Raw genomic sequence first — 14,847 nt, forward strand, 5'->3', positions numbered from 1 at the left:
CTCCTTTTTATTTATGCATCTTGCCAAACTGTTTCCACGATTGTTTTGACAAGTTTAATTTTCTGCCATTGATCCTCTTCCGTCAAATGATTTCCTTCGTGTGTTGAAGCAAAGCCGCATTGAGGAGATAAACAAATTTGTTCTAAAGGAATAAACTTGCTTGCGTCTTTGATTCGTTTAATGATGGAAGAGGGGTCTTCTAGCTGACCATTTTTAGTTGTCACTAAACCTAAGACGATTCGTTGATTTTGTAATTCTTTGAGCGGTTCAAATCCACCAGAACGTTCATCATCATACTCTAAGAAAAATCCGTCAAATGCCTCAATAGAAAATAAATTTTTTGCAATTGTTTCATAAGAACCATTATAAAGCCAGTGAGATTGAAAGTTTCCTTTGCAAAAATGGAATGTAACAGCAAGATCAGCTGGTTTTTTGGCTAAAGATCTTTCGGTGACTTCTTGGAAATCGTTTAACAGTTGATCGGCGTCCAAACCGTTAGTTTTGATCAGTTCACGGAAGCGATCATCAAATAAGCCGCCCCAGCTTGTATCATCTAGTTGCAAATAACGACAGCCTGCATCATAGAAAGCTTGAATTGCTTCTTGATAGGTTGTGATCAAGTCTTGCTTGAAGGTTTCTAAAGAATCGTAAATCGGATTCTCATTGTATTGTTTTGACAAAATCAACGAATCCAAGAAAATCATATTTGGCCCAGGAATCGTTTGTTTAGCTAAAGTGGGAGATGCATGTTTTTGAGTAAAACGAAAATGATCGAGAAAAGGATGGTCTTTTGAAAACGACAATGGACCGCTGACATAGGTTCCTTGAGCCTCGGTTGAAATACCAAACGCAGTTGTTTGAAAATCATAAACAGTAATGCCATTCAGACCTGCGATAAAGTCTAGATGCCACCAGCGACGGCGAAATTCGCCATCTGTTACTGCATGAAGGCCAACAGCTTTTTGCTTATTGATCAAAGCAATGATCGCTTGATCTTCTACTTTTGTTAATTCTTGCTTGGTAATATCACCATTTGCATATGAGGCACGTGCATTTTTTTACGATTCAGGACGTAAAAAACTTCCTACGATATCATAACGAAACGGTATTTTCTGCTTATTATTTGGCATTATTTTTCCTCCATTTTTAAATAATTATTATGAAAAGTACAAAAAAAGCCCCTTACTTTTTTGCAAAAGTAAAGGACGAATAATCGCGTTACCACCTTTAATTTAAAAATCTCTTACAAGATTTTCCTCTGTAGGTACAAGATCGTAATGATCGATACCTTGACGCTATAATGGGCGCTCCCAGTATTAGCTATACAAGTGTTTGCCAATACTTACTTAAAGACCATCTTCCTGTTTGTTCAAATTATCTCTTTTCAGCAACCGAGACTCTCTTATGAATTTTCATGAAACAGTACTCTTCTTTTCATCGTATTCTAATATATTCATCATTTAAAGAAAGTATAGGCTAGTAGAAGAAATTTGTCAACAGGTGGGAAAAACTCAAGTTATTGTTATTTTTTAGTATATATATATATTTATATATGAGAACTATTATGTTTTTTTATTAAAAATTACTAGAGCATTATTTGTTATACTAGGCAAAGGTCAGAACTACTAGTATAATAAAGATATAAGTTGCAGAGGAGAGACCACATGAACAAAAATTTTATCGATATTAAAGATGACTTTATAGCCGCTTTAAACAAACACAAAAAACTTAGTGCAATTATTTTAGTTGTGATTGTTTTATTTATTATTAGTTTATTTATCTTTGTACCGAAAATGCAGGCAAATATTCGTTCATCTGAAATAGAATCTTTAGTGAATCAAGAAAAGTTAGGCAAGAAAGCAAATTATTTAGAAGCTAAAACAGCTGATAAAGAAATCAGTGAAAAAACTGCGATGACTGTTTTATTCTCCGTACCTAGTGGGGAAAACTATGAAAATGTTATCAATGTTTTAAAAGATTCTAAGCAAATGAAAGATTTCAACCACAGTATTTATATTTATCCACTTGTTTATGACGCAGAAAATATAGAAAAAAAATATAATATCAAAAAAAATGAAGTGACGATCATCTTCTTTGAAAATGGCAAAGAAAAAAACAGAATTCTTGTTGATGAGAGCTTTGACACAAAAACCATGCTGATTCCAGCTTTAAATCAATTACCATTGTCTAGTATCGGAGAAAGCGTTCAGCCACCAGCAACACCAGCATCATCAGCGCCAGCTACGTCACAAACGACAACTGAGACAACACAAACAACAAGTCAAGTGCAAACGAATGAAGAACAACCTCTTGAAGAAGATTCGGCAGTAGAATAAAATCTATTAATGGAAAGAAGGGCTTACTATGGAATTCGCTCTATTCATTTTATTAGGACTTTTAATGATGAGAACTAAACTACAACGCGTTTATGTAAGAAGTGATCGACGTGACAGGTACTAAATGGCGGACTTTGGCAACTGAATTATTTAAAAAGAGGACTCGGCTTGATACTGGGTCCTCTTTCAATCGTAATTCTCTAAAAAAAGTCAGAATAAATGAAAACATTCGGCTAGTGCCTTTTGATAAGCTTCGAATGGAATCGTTGAAATGGTACCAAGATCCGGAAAGTATGCGTAACATTATTGGCAAGGAATGTACCTATACAAAAGAGCAAATCAAACAAATGTACGAATGGCAAAATGATCACGGAATCCTTTATTACATCGAATATAAAAATGGCCATAAATTTCAAATAATCGGTGATGTTTGGCTAGCGGAAGACGATTACGCAATTGTCATTGATCAAGAGTTTCGTAATCGCCAGATTGGTCGGATCGTTACAAAGTATTTTATTTATAAGTCAAAAAAAATGGGCAGAGAATTCATGACTGTAAGTGAAATTTTTAATTGGAACAAGGCTTCTCAAAAAATGTTTACTAATTTGAAATTTTATCCCGTTAAGGAACAAAAAGATAGCTGGAGTTATCGTAGACGACTAAAAAAATCGAAAAATAAAGAAAAAATTTAATTTAAGTAAAGTTTATGACATTTTTAGACTTGACGAACAAATTATTTTTGGTGTAGACTGTTTCTAATAGAAAAACTATAGGAGTGATTACATGAATAAACTATCAAAACCAATTAAGCAATTGAATAACTCATGGCAAAACTGGCGTAGATAGTTGTATGTATGATACTCTCATAGATACAGCTTTAGAAGATGAATTCTAAATCTTGTATCTATGTTAGTTTGTTCGTGATGAATTTTTTGACTGCATAGATGATTATTGATCTATGTGGTTTTTGTTTATAAAACAACGACCGCTCCTGTTTAGGATTTGTCGTTGTTTTTTTATTTGAACTTATTTTTAAGCAATGTTTACTTATTGAGGATAGATATAGGAGGATAAAAAATGAAAAGAAATCGCTTATCAATCACCGTGCTTATTATTGTTATTTTTCTAATTGGATCATTTTTTGTAGAAAAAAAAGAAACGGTTAAAGAAAAAATGCCGACAGTAGGAGTACTCCAATTTGTCAGCCATCCAGCTTTGGATCAAATTTATAAAGGTATACAAGCTGGATTGAAAGAAAAAGGATATGAAGATGGGAAAAATATGACTATTGCTTTTCAAAATGGTCAAGCAGATCAAAGTAAATTAACTACGATGAGCCAACAATTAGTCCAAGAAAAAAAGTCTGACGTTTTGATAGGAATTGCAACACCAGCAGCACAAGCACTTGCTAATACGACATCCGAAATACCAATCGTACTTGGAGCAATCACTGATCCAGTCAGTGCTGGACTTGTAAAAAATAATCAAAAACCTGGTGGGAATATAACAGGAGTTAGCGATAAGTCACCAGTTGATGCCCAGTTTGATTTAGTAACGAAAATTTTGCCGAAAAGTAAAAAAATCGGAATTTTGTATGCATCTTCTGAGGAAAATTCAAAATATCAAGTAGAAGAGGCGAAAAAAGTTGCGGAAACGAAAGGTTTGACTGTAAAAACATTTGCGGTTCCTTCTAGTAACGAAATTGCGCAAACAGTTCAAGTCATGACAAGTGAAGTAGATGTTATTTATATCCCAACCGATAATACTATAGCAAATGCGATGCAAACGGTGGTCAGTGAAGCTGACAAAACAAAAACACCAATAATTCCATCTGTAGATACAATGGTTGAACAAGGCGGAGTGGCTACAGTCGGCATCAATCAGTTTGATTTAGGTGTACAAACAGGGAAGATGGCAGGGGCCATTTTATCAGGAGAAGCAAAACCTGCAACAACACCGATTTATACATTTAAAACAGGGGATATTATTATTAATCAAAAACAAGCGGATAGATTAGGGATTTCAATACCTGAAGATATTCAATCAAAAGCAAAAATAATAGACTAAACATAAGGAGAGGATCAAATGATTGTTTCAGCAATTGGCCAAGGGATGTTATGGGCAATATTAGGACTAGGTATTTTTATGACTTACCGTATTTTAAATTTTCCAGATATGACGACAGAAGGTTCATTTCCATTAGGAGGAGCAGTTTGTGTTACAGCAATTACATCAGGGATTCATCCAATCTTAGCAACGTTATTAGGTGTTTTAGCAGGAATGTGTGCTGGATTAGTAACAGGATTGCTTTTTACTAAAGGAAAAATCCCAGTGATCTTAGCAGGAATTTTAGTGATGTCTGGTTTAAATTCCGTTATTTTATATGTGATGCAGACACCAAATTTATCTTTATTGAACAAACCTAAAATTCAAGATTTCTTTTTACAATTAAACTTACCTAACTATTACGATATTGTATTTTTAGGTGTGATATTTTTAGTGATCATTATTAGCTTACTCTTATTTTTCTTCAATACTAATTTAGGACAAGCCTATATTGCTACTGGTGACAACGAGCATATGGCTCGTTCAATCGGGATCAAAACTGATTCTATGAAAATTTTAGGATTGACTTTATCAAATGGAGTCATTGCATTATCAGGAGCTCTGATTGCACAAAATGACGGCTATGCAGATGTCAACAAAGGAACAGGTGTAATCGTTATTGGTTTGGCATCGATCATCATTGGGGAAGTGTTGTTTGGTGATTTAACCTTTGCTGAACGTTTAGTAGCAATTGTAGTGGGCAGTATTATTTACCAATTACTTATTTTATTAGTAATCAAACTTGGATTTGATACAACATACTTAAAAATATTCTCTGCGGTAATCTTAGCAGCGTGCTTAATGATTCCTCAACTGAAAAAAGCGTTGAAGTTAAACTTTCTACCAGAAAAGGAGGTTAAAAAATGAGTACAGTTTTAGAACTTAAAAACGCAACAAAACGAATCGACAATGGATTGAATGAGACAAAAGTAATTTTGAATCAAGTAAATCTTACTATTGCTCAAGGTGAATTTGTTACAGTATTAGGCGGCAATGGTGCTGGTAAAAGTACGTTATTCAATAGTATTGCAGGAACGATCGATTTGAGTGAAGGCGACTTATTTATCAACGACCAGAAAATCACCACTTATTCAGAAGAAAAACGAGCAAAATATTTTTCACGTGTTTTTCAAGATCCTAAAATGGGGACAGCGCCAAGAATGACTGTTGCTGAAAACTTACTTTTAGCGATGTATCGAGGTAAAAAACGTGGGCTGCGTTTACGTAAAATAAATGAACAAAGAGCATTTTTTACAAAGATTTGCAGTGAAGTAGGAAATGGTCTGGAAAAACATTTGGATACACCAACTGGTAACCTTTCAGGCGGGCAAAGACAAGCATTAAGCTTATTGATGGCTACTCTGACTAAACCAGAATTACTGCTTTTAGATGAACATACAGCAGCGTTAGATCCGAAAACATCTAAACAGCTGATGCAGTTGACAGATCAACGAATCAAAGAAGCCGATTTAACTTGTTTGATGATCACTCACAGAATGGAAGATGCCTTACATTATGGTAATCGCTTGATCGTCTTGCAAAAAGGTCGAATTATTAAAGATTTGAATAAAGAGGAAAAAGAAAAATTAACATTACCAGACTTATTGCTGTTTTTTGAAGAAGAGCCTGAAGAAATCGCAATTGATTGAATTAAAAAGAGTGTGGAACAAAAGTAAAAAGCACTTTTGTTCCACACTCTAAATACGAATAAACGGTGGAATCAGAAGTAAACGCTTCTGATCCATTTTTTAATTACTGTGTTTTTATCACAGATTTATTTTTGTCCAATAATTTTTTTAACAGGCGTTCAACAATCCCGGTAACCATAAAACCAGCAGCAATTGCTCCAGCTGTCATGATGACTTTAATAATTGAATGGAAGCCATCAACATACTCACCTAAAACAATACTTCTAACCGCTTGATAGGCTGGACCGCCTGGTACTAAAGGAACAAGGCTTGGTATATTGAAAATCGTCATAGGCATTTTTTTTCTGCGTGAAAAATAAATACTTACTAAACCAATACCAATTGCTCCAAGAAAATTAGCAAATATCGCTCCGGCTTCTAAATTTTTTGTCAACCAAAAAATCATCCAACCAACAGCACCAGTGATGCCGCAAGCATTTAACACTTTTCTAGGTACATTTGTAACGATTCCAAAAGTAACCGTACTTAAATAACTAAATAAACAATGAATGATAACTTCCACAGTCAGGTCTCCTTACATAAATAATTTAAAAACAATTGCGATGCCAATTCTAATCGAGCCTGCAATAAAAATCGCTTCCGTTGCACGAGCAGTTCCGCTCAGCAAATGACCTGCGAGTATATCTCTAAAAGAATTTGTGATTGCAACTCCAGGAACAAGCGGCATAACAGCACCGATAATAATATTATCAATATTTTCAGCTAAGTGAAATTTTACCGCTAAATAGGCTAATAAACCAATTGTAAAAGCAGCAAGAAAATCATCTAGAAACTTAATATTTAGCCATTCTTTAGTAAAAAAAGAAATACTAAAACCAATCATACCAATAATAAAGGTAGCAAAAAAATCATTCCAATTACCGCCAAATATATACATCAAGGTACAACTAACAAGTCCGGCTGCGAATATTTGTAGAGGAACTGAGTAGGTTGGTGCATCATGATCAATGTTTGTTAGTCTATGATTTAATTCATTCAAAGAAATTTCTTTATTAGCAAATTTCCGTGAAAGGTTATTTACAATTGCGACTTTTTCTAAATTAATACTACGTTCTGTAACATTTTCTAATTGAGTGTAGTTACTAGAACGGAATCCCATAAATAATCCTGTCGCAGTAACGTAGCTAACACTTTCATTTTGACCAGCATTTTCAGCAATTCTATTCATCGTATCTTCTACTCGATAGACTTCAGAACCGCTCTCAGTCATAATTTTACCAGCCATCAAGCATGTATCTAAAATAAGTTGCATATTAGGTTCTTTATTTTCACACATAAATCAAAACTCCTTACAGTAAAGTTTACAATAAAAGTAGTGTATCACTTTTTCCTGTTATTTGAAATGGACAGAATCTTTTGCTACTGAAAAATGTTTAAAATTTACATAGAAATGTTTAGAATATCCTTAGAATTATAAAAAACTCCTAAAACTTTGAAGGAAAGCTCACAGATTCATAAAAGACACTTGCATTTTTATAGCAAAAGTCCTATCCTTGTATGTAAGAAACCGAAGGGGTCTAGATATTATGGATAAACAATGGTCACTTTATTCAGTAAGCAGTCTGATTTTACTTGTATTGTTAAAAAGAACGTTCGATCAAGGGCATATGGGATTAAGCGTTATTCTGTTTTTTCTCTTACTGATTCAAGTGACAGGGACCGTTGTCTGTGTTCATCAAAAAAGACATAAAAAAGAAATCCCATCTTCTAAATAAGAAGTGGGATTTTTTGTTGCCATTTTTCAGTGATACATCCATTAAATCAAATCAAAATGTTTTAGGGCATGAACAATGCCGCCATCAGTATTTTTCTTGGTAATAAAACTAGAACGTTCTTTTAATTCGATCCGTGCATTTTCCATAGCAATTTTATTGTCACAAGCTTCAAATAAAGCTAGATCATTGATGCCATCACCGAAGGCAAAAGTTGGAACCTTTGGTAAATTTAACGTTTTAAATAAGTTTTGGACACCGCTGCCTTTAGAAACGCCTTTTCTAACAGTATCAATTGAGTACGGGCCATTACGATAAAATGTCATTTCTGGAAAATGTTCTAAATAATGCGCGTCACCATCTTCCGATAAGACTAACATCATATTAACTGTTTTTCCATCTAAGCTAGAACGATCGATTACAGGAACATCAGAATGGATAAAAGCATAGGCGTTTGCAACGATTTCATTATGACCAGAACACCAAATTTGCTGATCATTGTAATACGAGATTTCGTGACCTAAACGTTTGACATGCTCATACATTTTTAAACACTCTTCATAAGTAAACTCATCTGAATAAATTTTCTTTCCTTCGACTTGAATAAACTGTCCATTCATTACGATCGCTGAATCAATGCCGCTAACTTTCATAATCTGTTCAATTTCTACGATCGTACGACCAGTCGCGATCAAAGGTAAGACATGATTGTCTTTTAAGGCCTGGATCGCACTCGTGATTTCAGGTGTGATTTGTGATTTATTATCTAATAATGTGCCATCTAAATCAAAAAAAGCAACTGCTTGTATATTTTCCATGAATTTTCAACGTCCTTTCATTCTTAATCTTATCAAAGATTGAATAAAAGACAAAGCTTTTTTGAAGAAAGATAGAAGTTATTGGAGATAGTTAAAATTTAGAGTATAATATAAGTGACGTTAAACTTGAATTGAAGAGGAGAATATACAATGAATGTATTAATGATAGAAGATAATGAATCCGTATCAGAAATGATGCAAATGTTTTTCTTAAACGAGGGCTGGGATGCTACATTTAAATATGATGGTAAAGAAGGCTTAGATACTTTTTTAGAAAATCCTGAAAAGTGGGATATGATTACGTTGGATTTAAACTTACCAACAATGGATGGAATGGCAGTCTGCCGAGAAGTCCGCAAAGTATCGAATACTGTCCCGATTATTATGCTGACTGCCAGAGATTCTGAAAGTGATCAGGTAATTGGCTTAGAAATGGGTGCAGATGATTATGTAACAAAACCATTTAGCCCGCTAACTTTGATTGCTCGAATAAAAGCATTGCATCGTCGTTCAGAAATAGGGGATCATGCAACAGATGGCGTAGAACGATCAGATGATCAATTTGATGTAGAGACAGATCACTTTAAGATGAATACAAAGACACGAGAAGCATACCTTGATAATAAATTAATCGGTGGGTTGACACCAAAAGAATTTGACTTGCTTTATACATTAGCGAAAAAACCAAGACAGGTCTTTTCTCGTGAACAATTACTTGAGATGGTTTGGGATTATCAGTATTTTGGTGATGAACGTACAGTAGATGCACATATTAAAAAATTACGTCAAAAAATTGAAAAAGTGGGACCGCAAGTTATACAAACCGTTTGGGGTGTAGGGTATAAATTTGATGATTCTGGAGTCGCTTAGATGAAATATTTATATCAACAATTACTGGCGTTTTGGGGTGTGATCATCTTGATCATTTTGATTGTTGGTACATCCTTTACGCAGCTTACTAAAAAGACGATGCAAGATACAAATTATGAGCAACTTCGTGGGTACGCTCAGTCATCATGGAAGACCAAAGACTCTATCAATCGATATCCAGGAATGACCGATCAAGAGTTACTAAATATGTCTTTTACCATATCAGAAAGTGTATTGAGCAATCAAGATGTTCAGTTTGTTTTTATTGACCATGATATGTCGATTCAATATCCAATCAATACAAAGAAGAAATTAGATTACTCTTTGATAGAAGAAAACTGGGATAAATTGATGAACGGACAAGAAAAGTATATCACTGTCAATAAAGATATCTATGGAAATGATAATATGTCTTCCTATGTCATGATACCAGTCACTCAGACAAATACTCAAACGAATGAAAACACGATTATTGGCGCTTTAGTAGTTACGCAGCCAGCAAAAAATGTTTCCGATAGTGTAGATGCAATAACAGGTAATCTGTTTAAGGGATTTATCATATCAAGTATTGTAGGCTTGATTTTGAGTTACTTTTTTGCCAGTTTCCAAGTAAAACGAATCAATCGAATGAGAAAAGCAACAAAAGAGATAACCAGTGGGAATTTTGACATTAAACTCGTTACACATGATAAGGATGAGTTTGATGATTTAGCAGAAGACTTTAATAAAATGGCTGAGTCACTAAAGGAATCTAGAGAAGAGATTGATCGTCAGGAAGACCGTCGGCGTCAATTTATGGCAGACGCTTCTCATGAGATGAGAACGCCTTTGACGACCATTAATGGTTTGCTTGAAGGATTGCAATACAATGCAATACCAGAAGCTCAAAGAGAAAATGCGATTAAGCTTATGCAAAACGAAACATCTCGGCTTATTCGTTTAGTAAATGAGAATTTAGATTATGAAAAAATAAGAACGAATCAAATTAGTATTGTAGTCAAAAAATTTGATGCAACTGAGACGTTAAAAAACATTATTACTCAATTAGAAGCAAAAGCAGAATCAGCGAATGATCAACTTATTTTAGAGACAGATGAAAGTATAGATGTCTTTGCAGATTATGATCGTTTTGTTCAGATCATGGTAAACATCATTCAAAATGCGATTCAATTTACGCACGATGGTGAGATAAGAATTCGTATTCAAAAAGGGTATTTAGAGACGATCGTATCGATAACTGACACAGGAATTGGAATGTCAGAAGAGCAAGTCCAAAATATTTGGGATCGCTATTACAAAGTTGATCCATCAAGAAAAAATACAAAGTATGGTGAATCAGGTCTAGGTTTATCCATTGTTCAGCAGTTAGTAAGGTTACACAAAGGAAAGATTAATGTTGAAAGCGAAGAAGGCAAAGGGACCAGCTTTACTATTTCATTTCCAGATGTTGAAATCGAAGATCAAGAATAAGGTATAAAAGAGAACAAGATTAAAGCAGCTCCTAGAATTTCAAAGGAGCTGCTTTTGTTTTGTTGTTTATTCAATTTTAAGCCGTTTTAATGATTTTATCCATGTATGGACTCTCAGCAATTTGGATATCGTTTGTCAGAACTAAGATCGCCTTTTGTTTTTCTTTGGCAATTTTTTGAAGCAACGGTAATAATTCTTGGCGTTGACCAATGGAAAGTTCTTGAAAGATATCATCAATAATAATGATGTCTTTATCTATGAGCAATAATTGAACCAATTGAAGTTTGATTTGTTCAAATGTTGTTAGTTGCTCTTCAGATTTGTTGAGCACACTTGTCGTAAGTCCGACATACTCCAGATAGTTATTGAGCAGTTGTTTTTTATTTTTTTCTTTGATGGAGGTTCCTACAAATAGATTATCTCTAATGGAAAGATAAGGTAAAAAAGTGTTTTCAGATAGAATGAAACCAATCGCCATTGATTGTTTCATATCAAAAGATTTATCGATCAAAAAATAAAAATCTGCTTGAATACTACTTTGATCTTCTAGAACAACAGTCATATGTTGTTGCTGAAACAACTCTTTAAAGCTATTTTCTGTCCAATTTTGTTCTAAAGAAAAATTCATTTACTCACATCCTAAATACTTTTTTCGTTTTTTTTGAAAATGAGCTTGATAATAACAAAGTGATTCCAGTAGTTATAGATAATAGGACAAGGCAATTTTTTAAGAATGCCCTAAATATGGTAGCGACAGGTAAACCGCTGATTCCGATAGAAAGGAAATGTGTATTTCCAATCGTATTCACTATTTGATTTGGAGTGCTTTCTACAATTGTATTTGAAGAGAAAAAAGCCACACGTTTAATACCTAATCCATCTGTAATCCATGGTCGAATCTGTATTAAAATAAACTCATATGTATGTTGGCAAACTAAGAGGAATACAGCTGCAGTGAACATTCCTACAATTATGGGTATAAGATTTTCCCAGAGCAATTGCTTGATGACAAACCGCTTTGAAAATCCCATAATACGCCACTTCAGCATATCTTGTTCCTTTACTCGCAATGAAATAAAAATGATTACAGCAGTCAAAACCACCCAAATAAATAAAACGGCTAGATACAAAGAGGAATAGAGCTTTATTATTTTGTGATAATTAACAAGGTAATCAGAGATATTGGGCAAATTGCTGACTTGATCATGCAACATTTTTTCCATATCAATGAGGTTCAAAATACTTGTTGCTAAAAATAGAAAAAATGCGGAACAGATGCCAATGCCAAAAGAAATTTTTTTATGATAAGAAACGCTAGCAAAAGCGTAACGTATATTTTTCAAAAGATTCACCTCACTACGATAAGTATAAAAGAAGAATATGAATTAATTATGAAAAAGATTTAAAAAAGCTTGAGTAATTTACTCAAGCTTTCGTGATTAATTGTTACTATTTCCCAGATTTCAAATAGTCTTGGTAAGATTCAGTATGGTATTTATCAACAGTCGATGTATTATTGTTTTTACTATATACACTTGTTGATTCTTTTCCTTTTTCATCTTCTATTTTCTCTAGTTGTTTTAATTGATCTTTGTAATTGTAGTTATCTGGGTTTACAGGTTCTAAACCACTGTTTGTATAAAAGCGTAGCAAGTCGCCGTTTGTGGTTTGATCAGACATTTGAAGCTGTAAGTTTGCTTTGTCTTTCAAGTCTTTAGCTTCTTGTTTTTCTTGATCTGTTGGTTCTTCAATCAAACGACCAGTGGCTGTTTCATAGATACTTGAGCCAAGCATTGTATATTTAGGTGAAACATAATTTCCATTTCTAAAGGCAACTAGTTGTGAATTTTCTTTAGAAAACAAATCTTGCCCCATTTGAATATAATTTTTAGTATCGATACCCATTAAATGTAAGAGGGTAGGTAATGCATCAATTTGACCACCATAAGTATGATTGATACCGCCGTTTGTTTGACCCGGAATATGAATCATATAAGGAACACGCTGCATTGTTGAATTATCAAAATCGTTCCATGTTGATTTTGTCTTACCAACTAATTCAGCTAAGTTTTGGTTTCTAGAAGTGGACACGCCATAATGGTCACCATAAAGTACAATAACAGAATTTTCATACAGTCCAGAAGCTTTCAAATAATTGAAAAATTCTTCAACAGATTTATCTAGATAATTTGCGGTAGCGAAGTATCCATTGATTGTTTCATCTGATGTTTGAGCAATCGGGAATCCAGCTTCATCATTTGTAAATTGAGAATATGGATAATGATTCGAAACAGCAATAAATTTAGAATAAAATGGTTGTTGTAAATGTTCCAAATATTGTGTTGACTGTTGGAAGAACGGTTTATCGTGCAAGCCATATTGGAACGAATTATCTTCATTCACATCATAGTAATTAGCATCAAAGAAATAGTTATAGCCTAGATGTTTGTATGTTTCATTGCGGTTCCAGAAGTTACCAGCATTTCCGTGGAAAACAGCGCTCGTATAACCAGCTTCTTGACCTAAAATAGCTGGAGCCGCTTGGAAGGTATTTTTCCCACCGACTTGGGTGAAAAGAGAACCTTGATCTAAACCAAATAATGAATTTTCAAACATTGTCTCTGCATCACTTGTTTTTCCTTGTCCAACTTGATGGAAGAAATTATCAAAACTATACGTGCTATTACTGTGATAGATGCTGTTAAGGAACGGTGTAACTACATGTTCAGCTCCATTTTCATCTTTTAATTTGAAATCAATCAAAAATTGTTGGAAACTTTCTAAGTGAATATAAATTACATTTTTACCTTTAGCCATACCGAATGTTTCAGGGTTTGGCGCTGCGTAGTGGCCTTTAACATAGTCTGCCACACTATCCATATCATTCTCACTGGCTTCAGCTCGAACTTGGTTTGTTTGATAAGTAGTAACGCCATCATAAACTGTAAATGCGTTCAATCCTAAAAATTTTACAATATAGTCACGAGAAAATTGACGTGTTAACAAGGATGGACGTGCAGTTTCTGCTAATGTTAAGTTTGCTGCAAAAAACAAAGCTGACAACATGCTGATCGAAACAGCAACACGAGCTCTTACAGGACGCTCATCCGTTTTGATTTTTTTAGTCAGCAATAAAATGCCAATAATGATAAAGTCGAGCCAATAAAGTACATCATACGGTCTAAATAAACGAAGGGCACTTTCACCAAGACCACTAGCTACTTTTCCTGCACCAAGCATCGTATTCACTGTAATGAAGTCAGTAAATTCTCTGTAGTAAACAACATTTGAGAATAACAGTAAAGTCATTAAAAAGTAAATTACCATCATGGTAATGTAAGATGCTTTTTTTCTTCTAATGTATAATGCAATTGCTAATAAGAAAAATGTTGATGCAACTGGATTAATGAAGAGAATAAAATATTCAAAAGCATTCTCAATTCTTAAGTGAAAATCTACTGTATAAGCAAAAATGTTTTTTAGCCAAATCAAGACAGCGACGAAACCGAATAGTCCTAGCCGTGTATTTAAGAAATTAGGCATTTTTAATTTTTTTAAAATATTCAAGGTAAACGTATCCTTTCTAAAGTTAAATCTAAAAGAAAGCAAATGAAAGTTTTTCAAAAGCTTTACATACACTGTTCTAATTCTACTCTGTCTGTATTTCTATGTCAATTTAAATCAAGATTTGGCGTAGAAAAGTTAATAAAATTTTACTTTTCTTAAGATAATCGCTTGCTAAGTTGTCAATAATTGATAAGGACAGAAGAACTGTTTTTTGATATACTAATGAAGGTCGAAACAAATAAGAGGTATATGTATAAAG

General features: G+C 33.8%; 14 protein-coding genes, 1 pseudogene and 1 other annotated feature. Of the genes and pseudogenes, 8 read left to right on the plus strand and 7 right to left on the minus strand.

Annotated elements, in window-relative coordinates:
* Positions 1-11: 11 nt before the first annotated feature.
* Positions 12-1,130 (minus strand): annotated as a pseudogene (locus JZO69_RS03820) (5-methyltetrahydropteroyltriglutamate--homocysteine S-methyltransferase).
* Positions 1,131-1,198: 68 nt separating this feature from the next.
* Positions 1,199-1,447: a binding site (T-box leader), on the minus strand.
* A gap of 217 nt (positions 1,448-1,664) precedes the next feature.
* Between JZO69_RS03820 and JZO69_RS03825 the strand changes: the two are divergent.
* The 5 genes from JZO69_RS03825 (at position 1,665) to JZO69_RS03845 (ending at position 6,091) form a co-directional block, all read left to right on the plus strand.
* The gene (locus JZO69_RS03825) at positions 1,665-2,336 is read left to right on the plus strand and encodes a hypothetical protein (protein ID WP_207111568.1); all 672 of its coding nucleotides are present in this window, start codon (positions 1,665-1,667) and stop codon (positions 2,334-2,336) included.
* Between the two features lie 110 nt (positions 2,337-2,446).
* Positions 2,447-3,028 carry a GNAT family N-acetyltransferase gene (locus JZO69_RS03830; RefSeq protein ID WP_207111569.1) on the plus strand — a complete coding sequence of 194 codons (582 nt, stop codon included), beginning with the start codon at positions 2,447-2,449 and terminating at the stop codon, positions 3,026-3,028.
* A gap of 385 nt (positions 3,029-3,413) precedes the next feature.
* Positions 3,414-4,403 (plus strand): tryptophan ABC transporter substrate-binding protein, encoded by a 990-nt coding sequence (gene trpX, locus JZO69_RS03835; protein ID WP_207111570.1) that lies wholly within the window; start codon positions 3,414-3,416, stop codon positions 4,401-4,403.
* An 18-nt stretch (positions 4,404-4,421) separates the two neighbouring features.
* Complete coding sequence (locus JZO69_RS03840) at positions 4,422-5,309, plus strand: ABC transporter permease (protein ID WP_207111571.1); 888 nt, start codon at positions 4,422-4,424, stop codon at positions 5,307-5,309.
* Positions 5,306-6,091, plus strand: coding sequence for an ABC transporter ATP-binding protein (locus JZO69_RS03845; protein ID WP_207111572.1), 786 nt, complete (start codon positions 5,306-5,308; stop codon positions 6,089-6,091). The genes JZO69_RS03840 and JZO69_RS03845 overlap by 4 nt, the downstream gene beginning before the upstream one ends.
* Positions 6,092-6,194: 103 nt before the next feature.
* Here JZO69_RS03845 and JZO69_RS03850 read toward each other — a convergent pair whose 3' ends face one another.
* Together JZO69_RS03850 and JZO69_RS03855 are read right to left on the minus strand one after the other, a co-directional pair.
* Complete coding sequence (locus JZO69_RS03850; protein WP_207111573.1) at positions 6,195-6,653, minus strand: threonine/serine exporter family protein; 459 nt, start codon at positions 6,651-6,653, stop codon at positions 6,195-6,197.
* 12 nt (positions 6,654-6,665) lie between these two features.
* Complete coding sequence (locus tag JZO69_RS03855; protein ID WP_207111574.1) at positions 6,666-7,427, minus strand: threonine/serine exporter family protein; 762 nt, start codon at positions 7,425-7,427, stop codon at positions 6,666-6,668.
* Between the two features lie 250 nt (positions 7,428-7,677).
* On the opposite strand from JZO69_RS03855, the gene JZO69_RS03860 reads away from it, so the two are divergent.
* Positions 7,678-7,866, plus strand: coding sequence for a hypothetical protein (locus JZO69_RS03860; protein ID WP_207111575.1), 189 nt, complete (start codon positions 7,678-7,680; stop codon positions 7,864-7,866).
* A 41-nt stretch (positions 7,867-7,907) separates the two neighbouring features.
* Here the strand turns inward: JZO69_RS03860 and JZO69_RS03865 are convergent, their stop codons facing one another.
* Positions 7,908-8,681 (minus strand): Cof-type HAD-IIB family hydrolase, encoded by a 774-nt coding sequence (locus tag JZO69_RS03865; protein WP_207111576.1) that lies wholly within the window; start codon positions 8,679-8,681, stop codon positions 7,908-7,910.
* Positions 8,682-8,831: 150 nt separating this feature from the next.
* On the opposite strand from JZO69_RS03865, the gene JZO69_RS03870 reads away from it, so the two are divergent.
* On the plus strand, positions 8,832-9,551 hold the full coding sequence (locus JZO69_RS03870; protein ID WP_207111577.1) for a response regulator transcription factor: 720 nt from the start codon (positions 8,832-8,834) through the stop codon (positions 9,549-9,551).
* Positions 9,552-11,021, plus strand: coding sequence for a sensor histidine kinase (locus tag JZO69_RS03875; RefSeq protein WP_207111578.1), 1,470 nt, complete (start codon positions 9,552-9,554; stop codon positions 11,019-11,021).
* Positions 11,022-11,097: 76 nt separating this feature from the next.
* Here the strand turns inward: JZO69_RS03875 and JZO69_RS03880 are convergent, their stop codons facing one another.
* The 3 genes from JZO69_RS03880 to JZO69_RS03890 all read right to left on the minus strand — a co-directional run bounded on the left by JZO69_RS03880 (position 11,098) and on the right by JZO69_RS03890 (position 14,564).
* Positions 11,098-11,649, minus strand: coding sequence for a P-loop NTPase family protein (locus tag JZO69_RS03880; protein WP_207111579.1), 552 nt, complete (start codon positions 11,647-11,649; stop codon positions 11,098-11,100).
* Between the two features lie 4 nt (positions 11,650-11,653).
* Positions 11,654-12,364, minus strand: a complete 711-nt coding sequence (locus JZO69_RS03885; RefSeq protein WP_207111580.1) for a hypothetical protein — start codon at positions 12,362-12,364, stop codon at positions 11,654-11,656.
* Between the two features lie 106 nt (positions 12,365-12,470).
* Positions 12,471-14,564 (minus strand): LTA synthase family protein, encoded by a 2,094-nt coding sequence (locus JZO69_RS03890; protein ID WP_207111622.1) that lies wholly within the window; start codon positions 14,562-14,564, stop codon positions 12,471-12,473.
* Positions 14,565-14,847: the final 283 nt, after the last annotated feature.

Source organism: Candidatus Enterococcus ikei (assembly GCF_017316105.1).
GTDB classification, from domain to species: Bacteria; Bacillota; Bacilli; order Lactobacillales; family Enterococcaceae; genus Enterococcus_L; species Enterococcus_L ikei.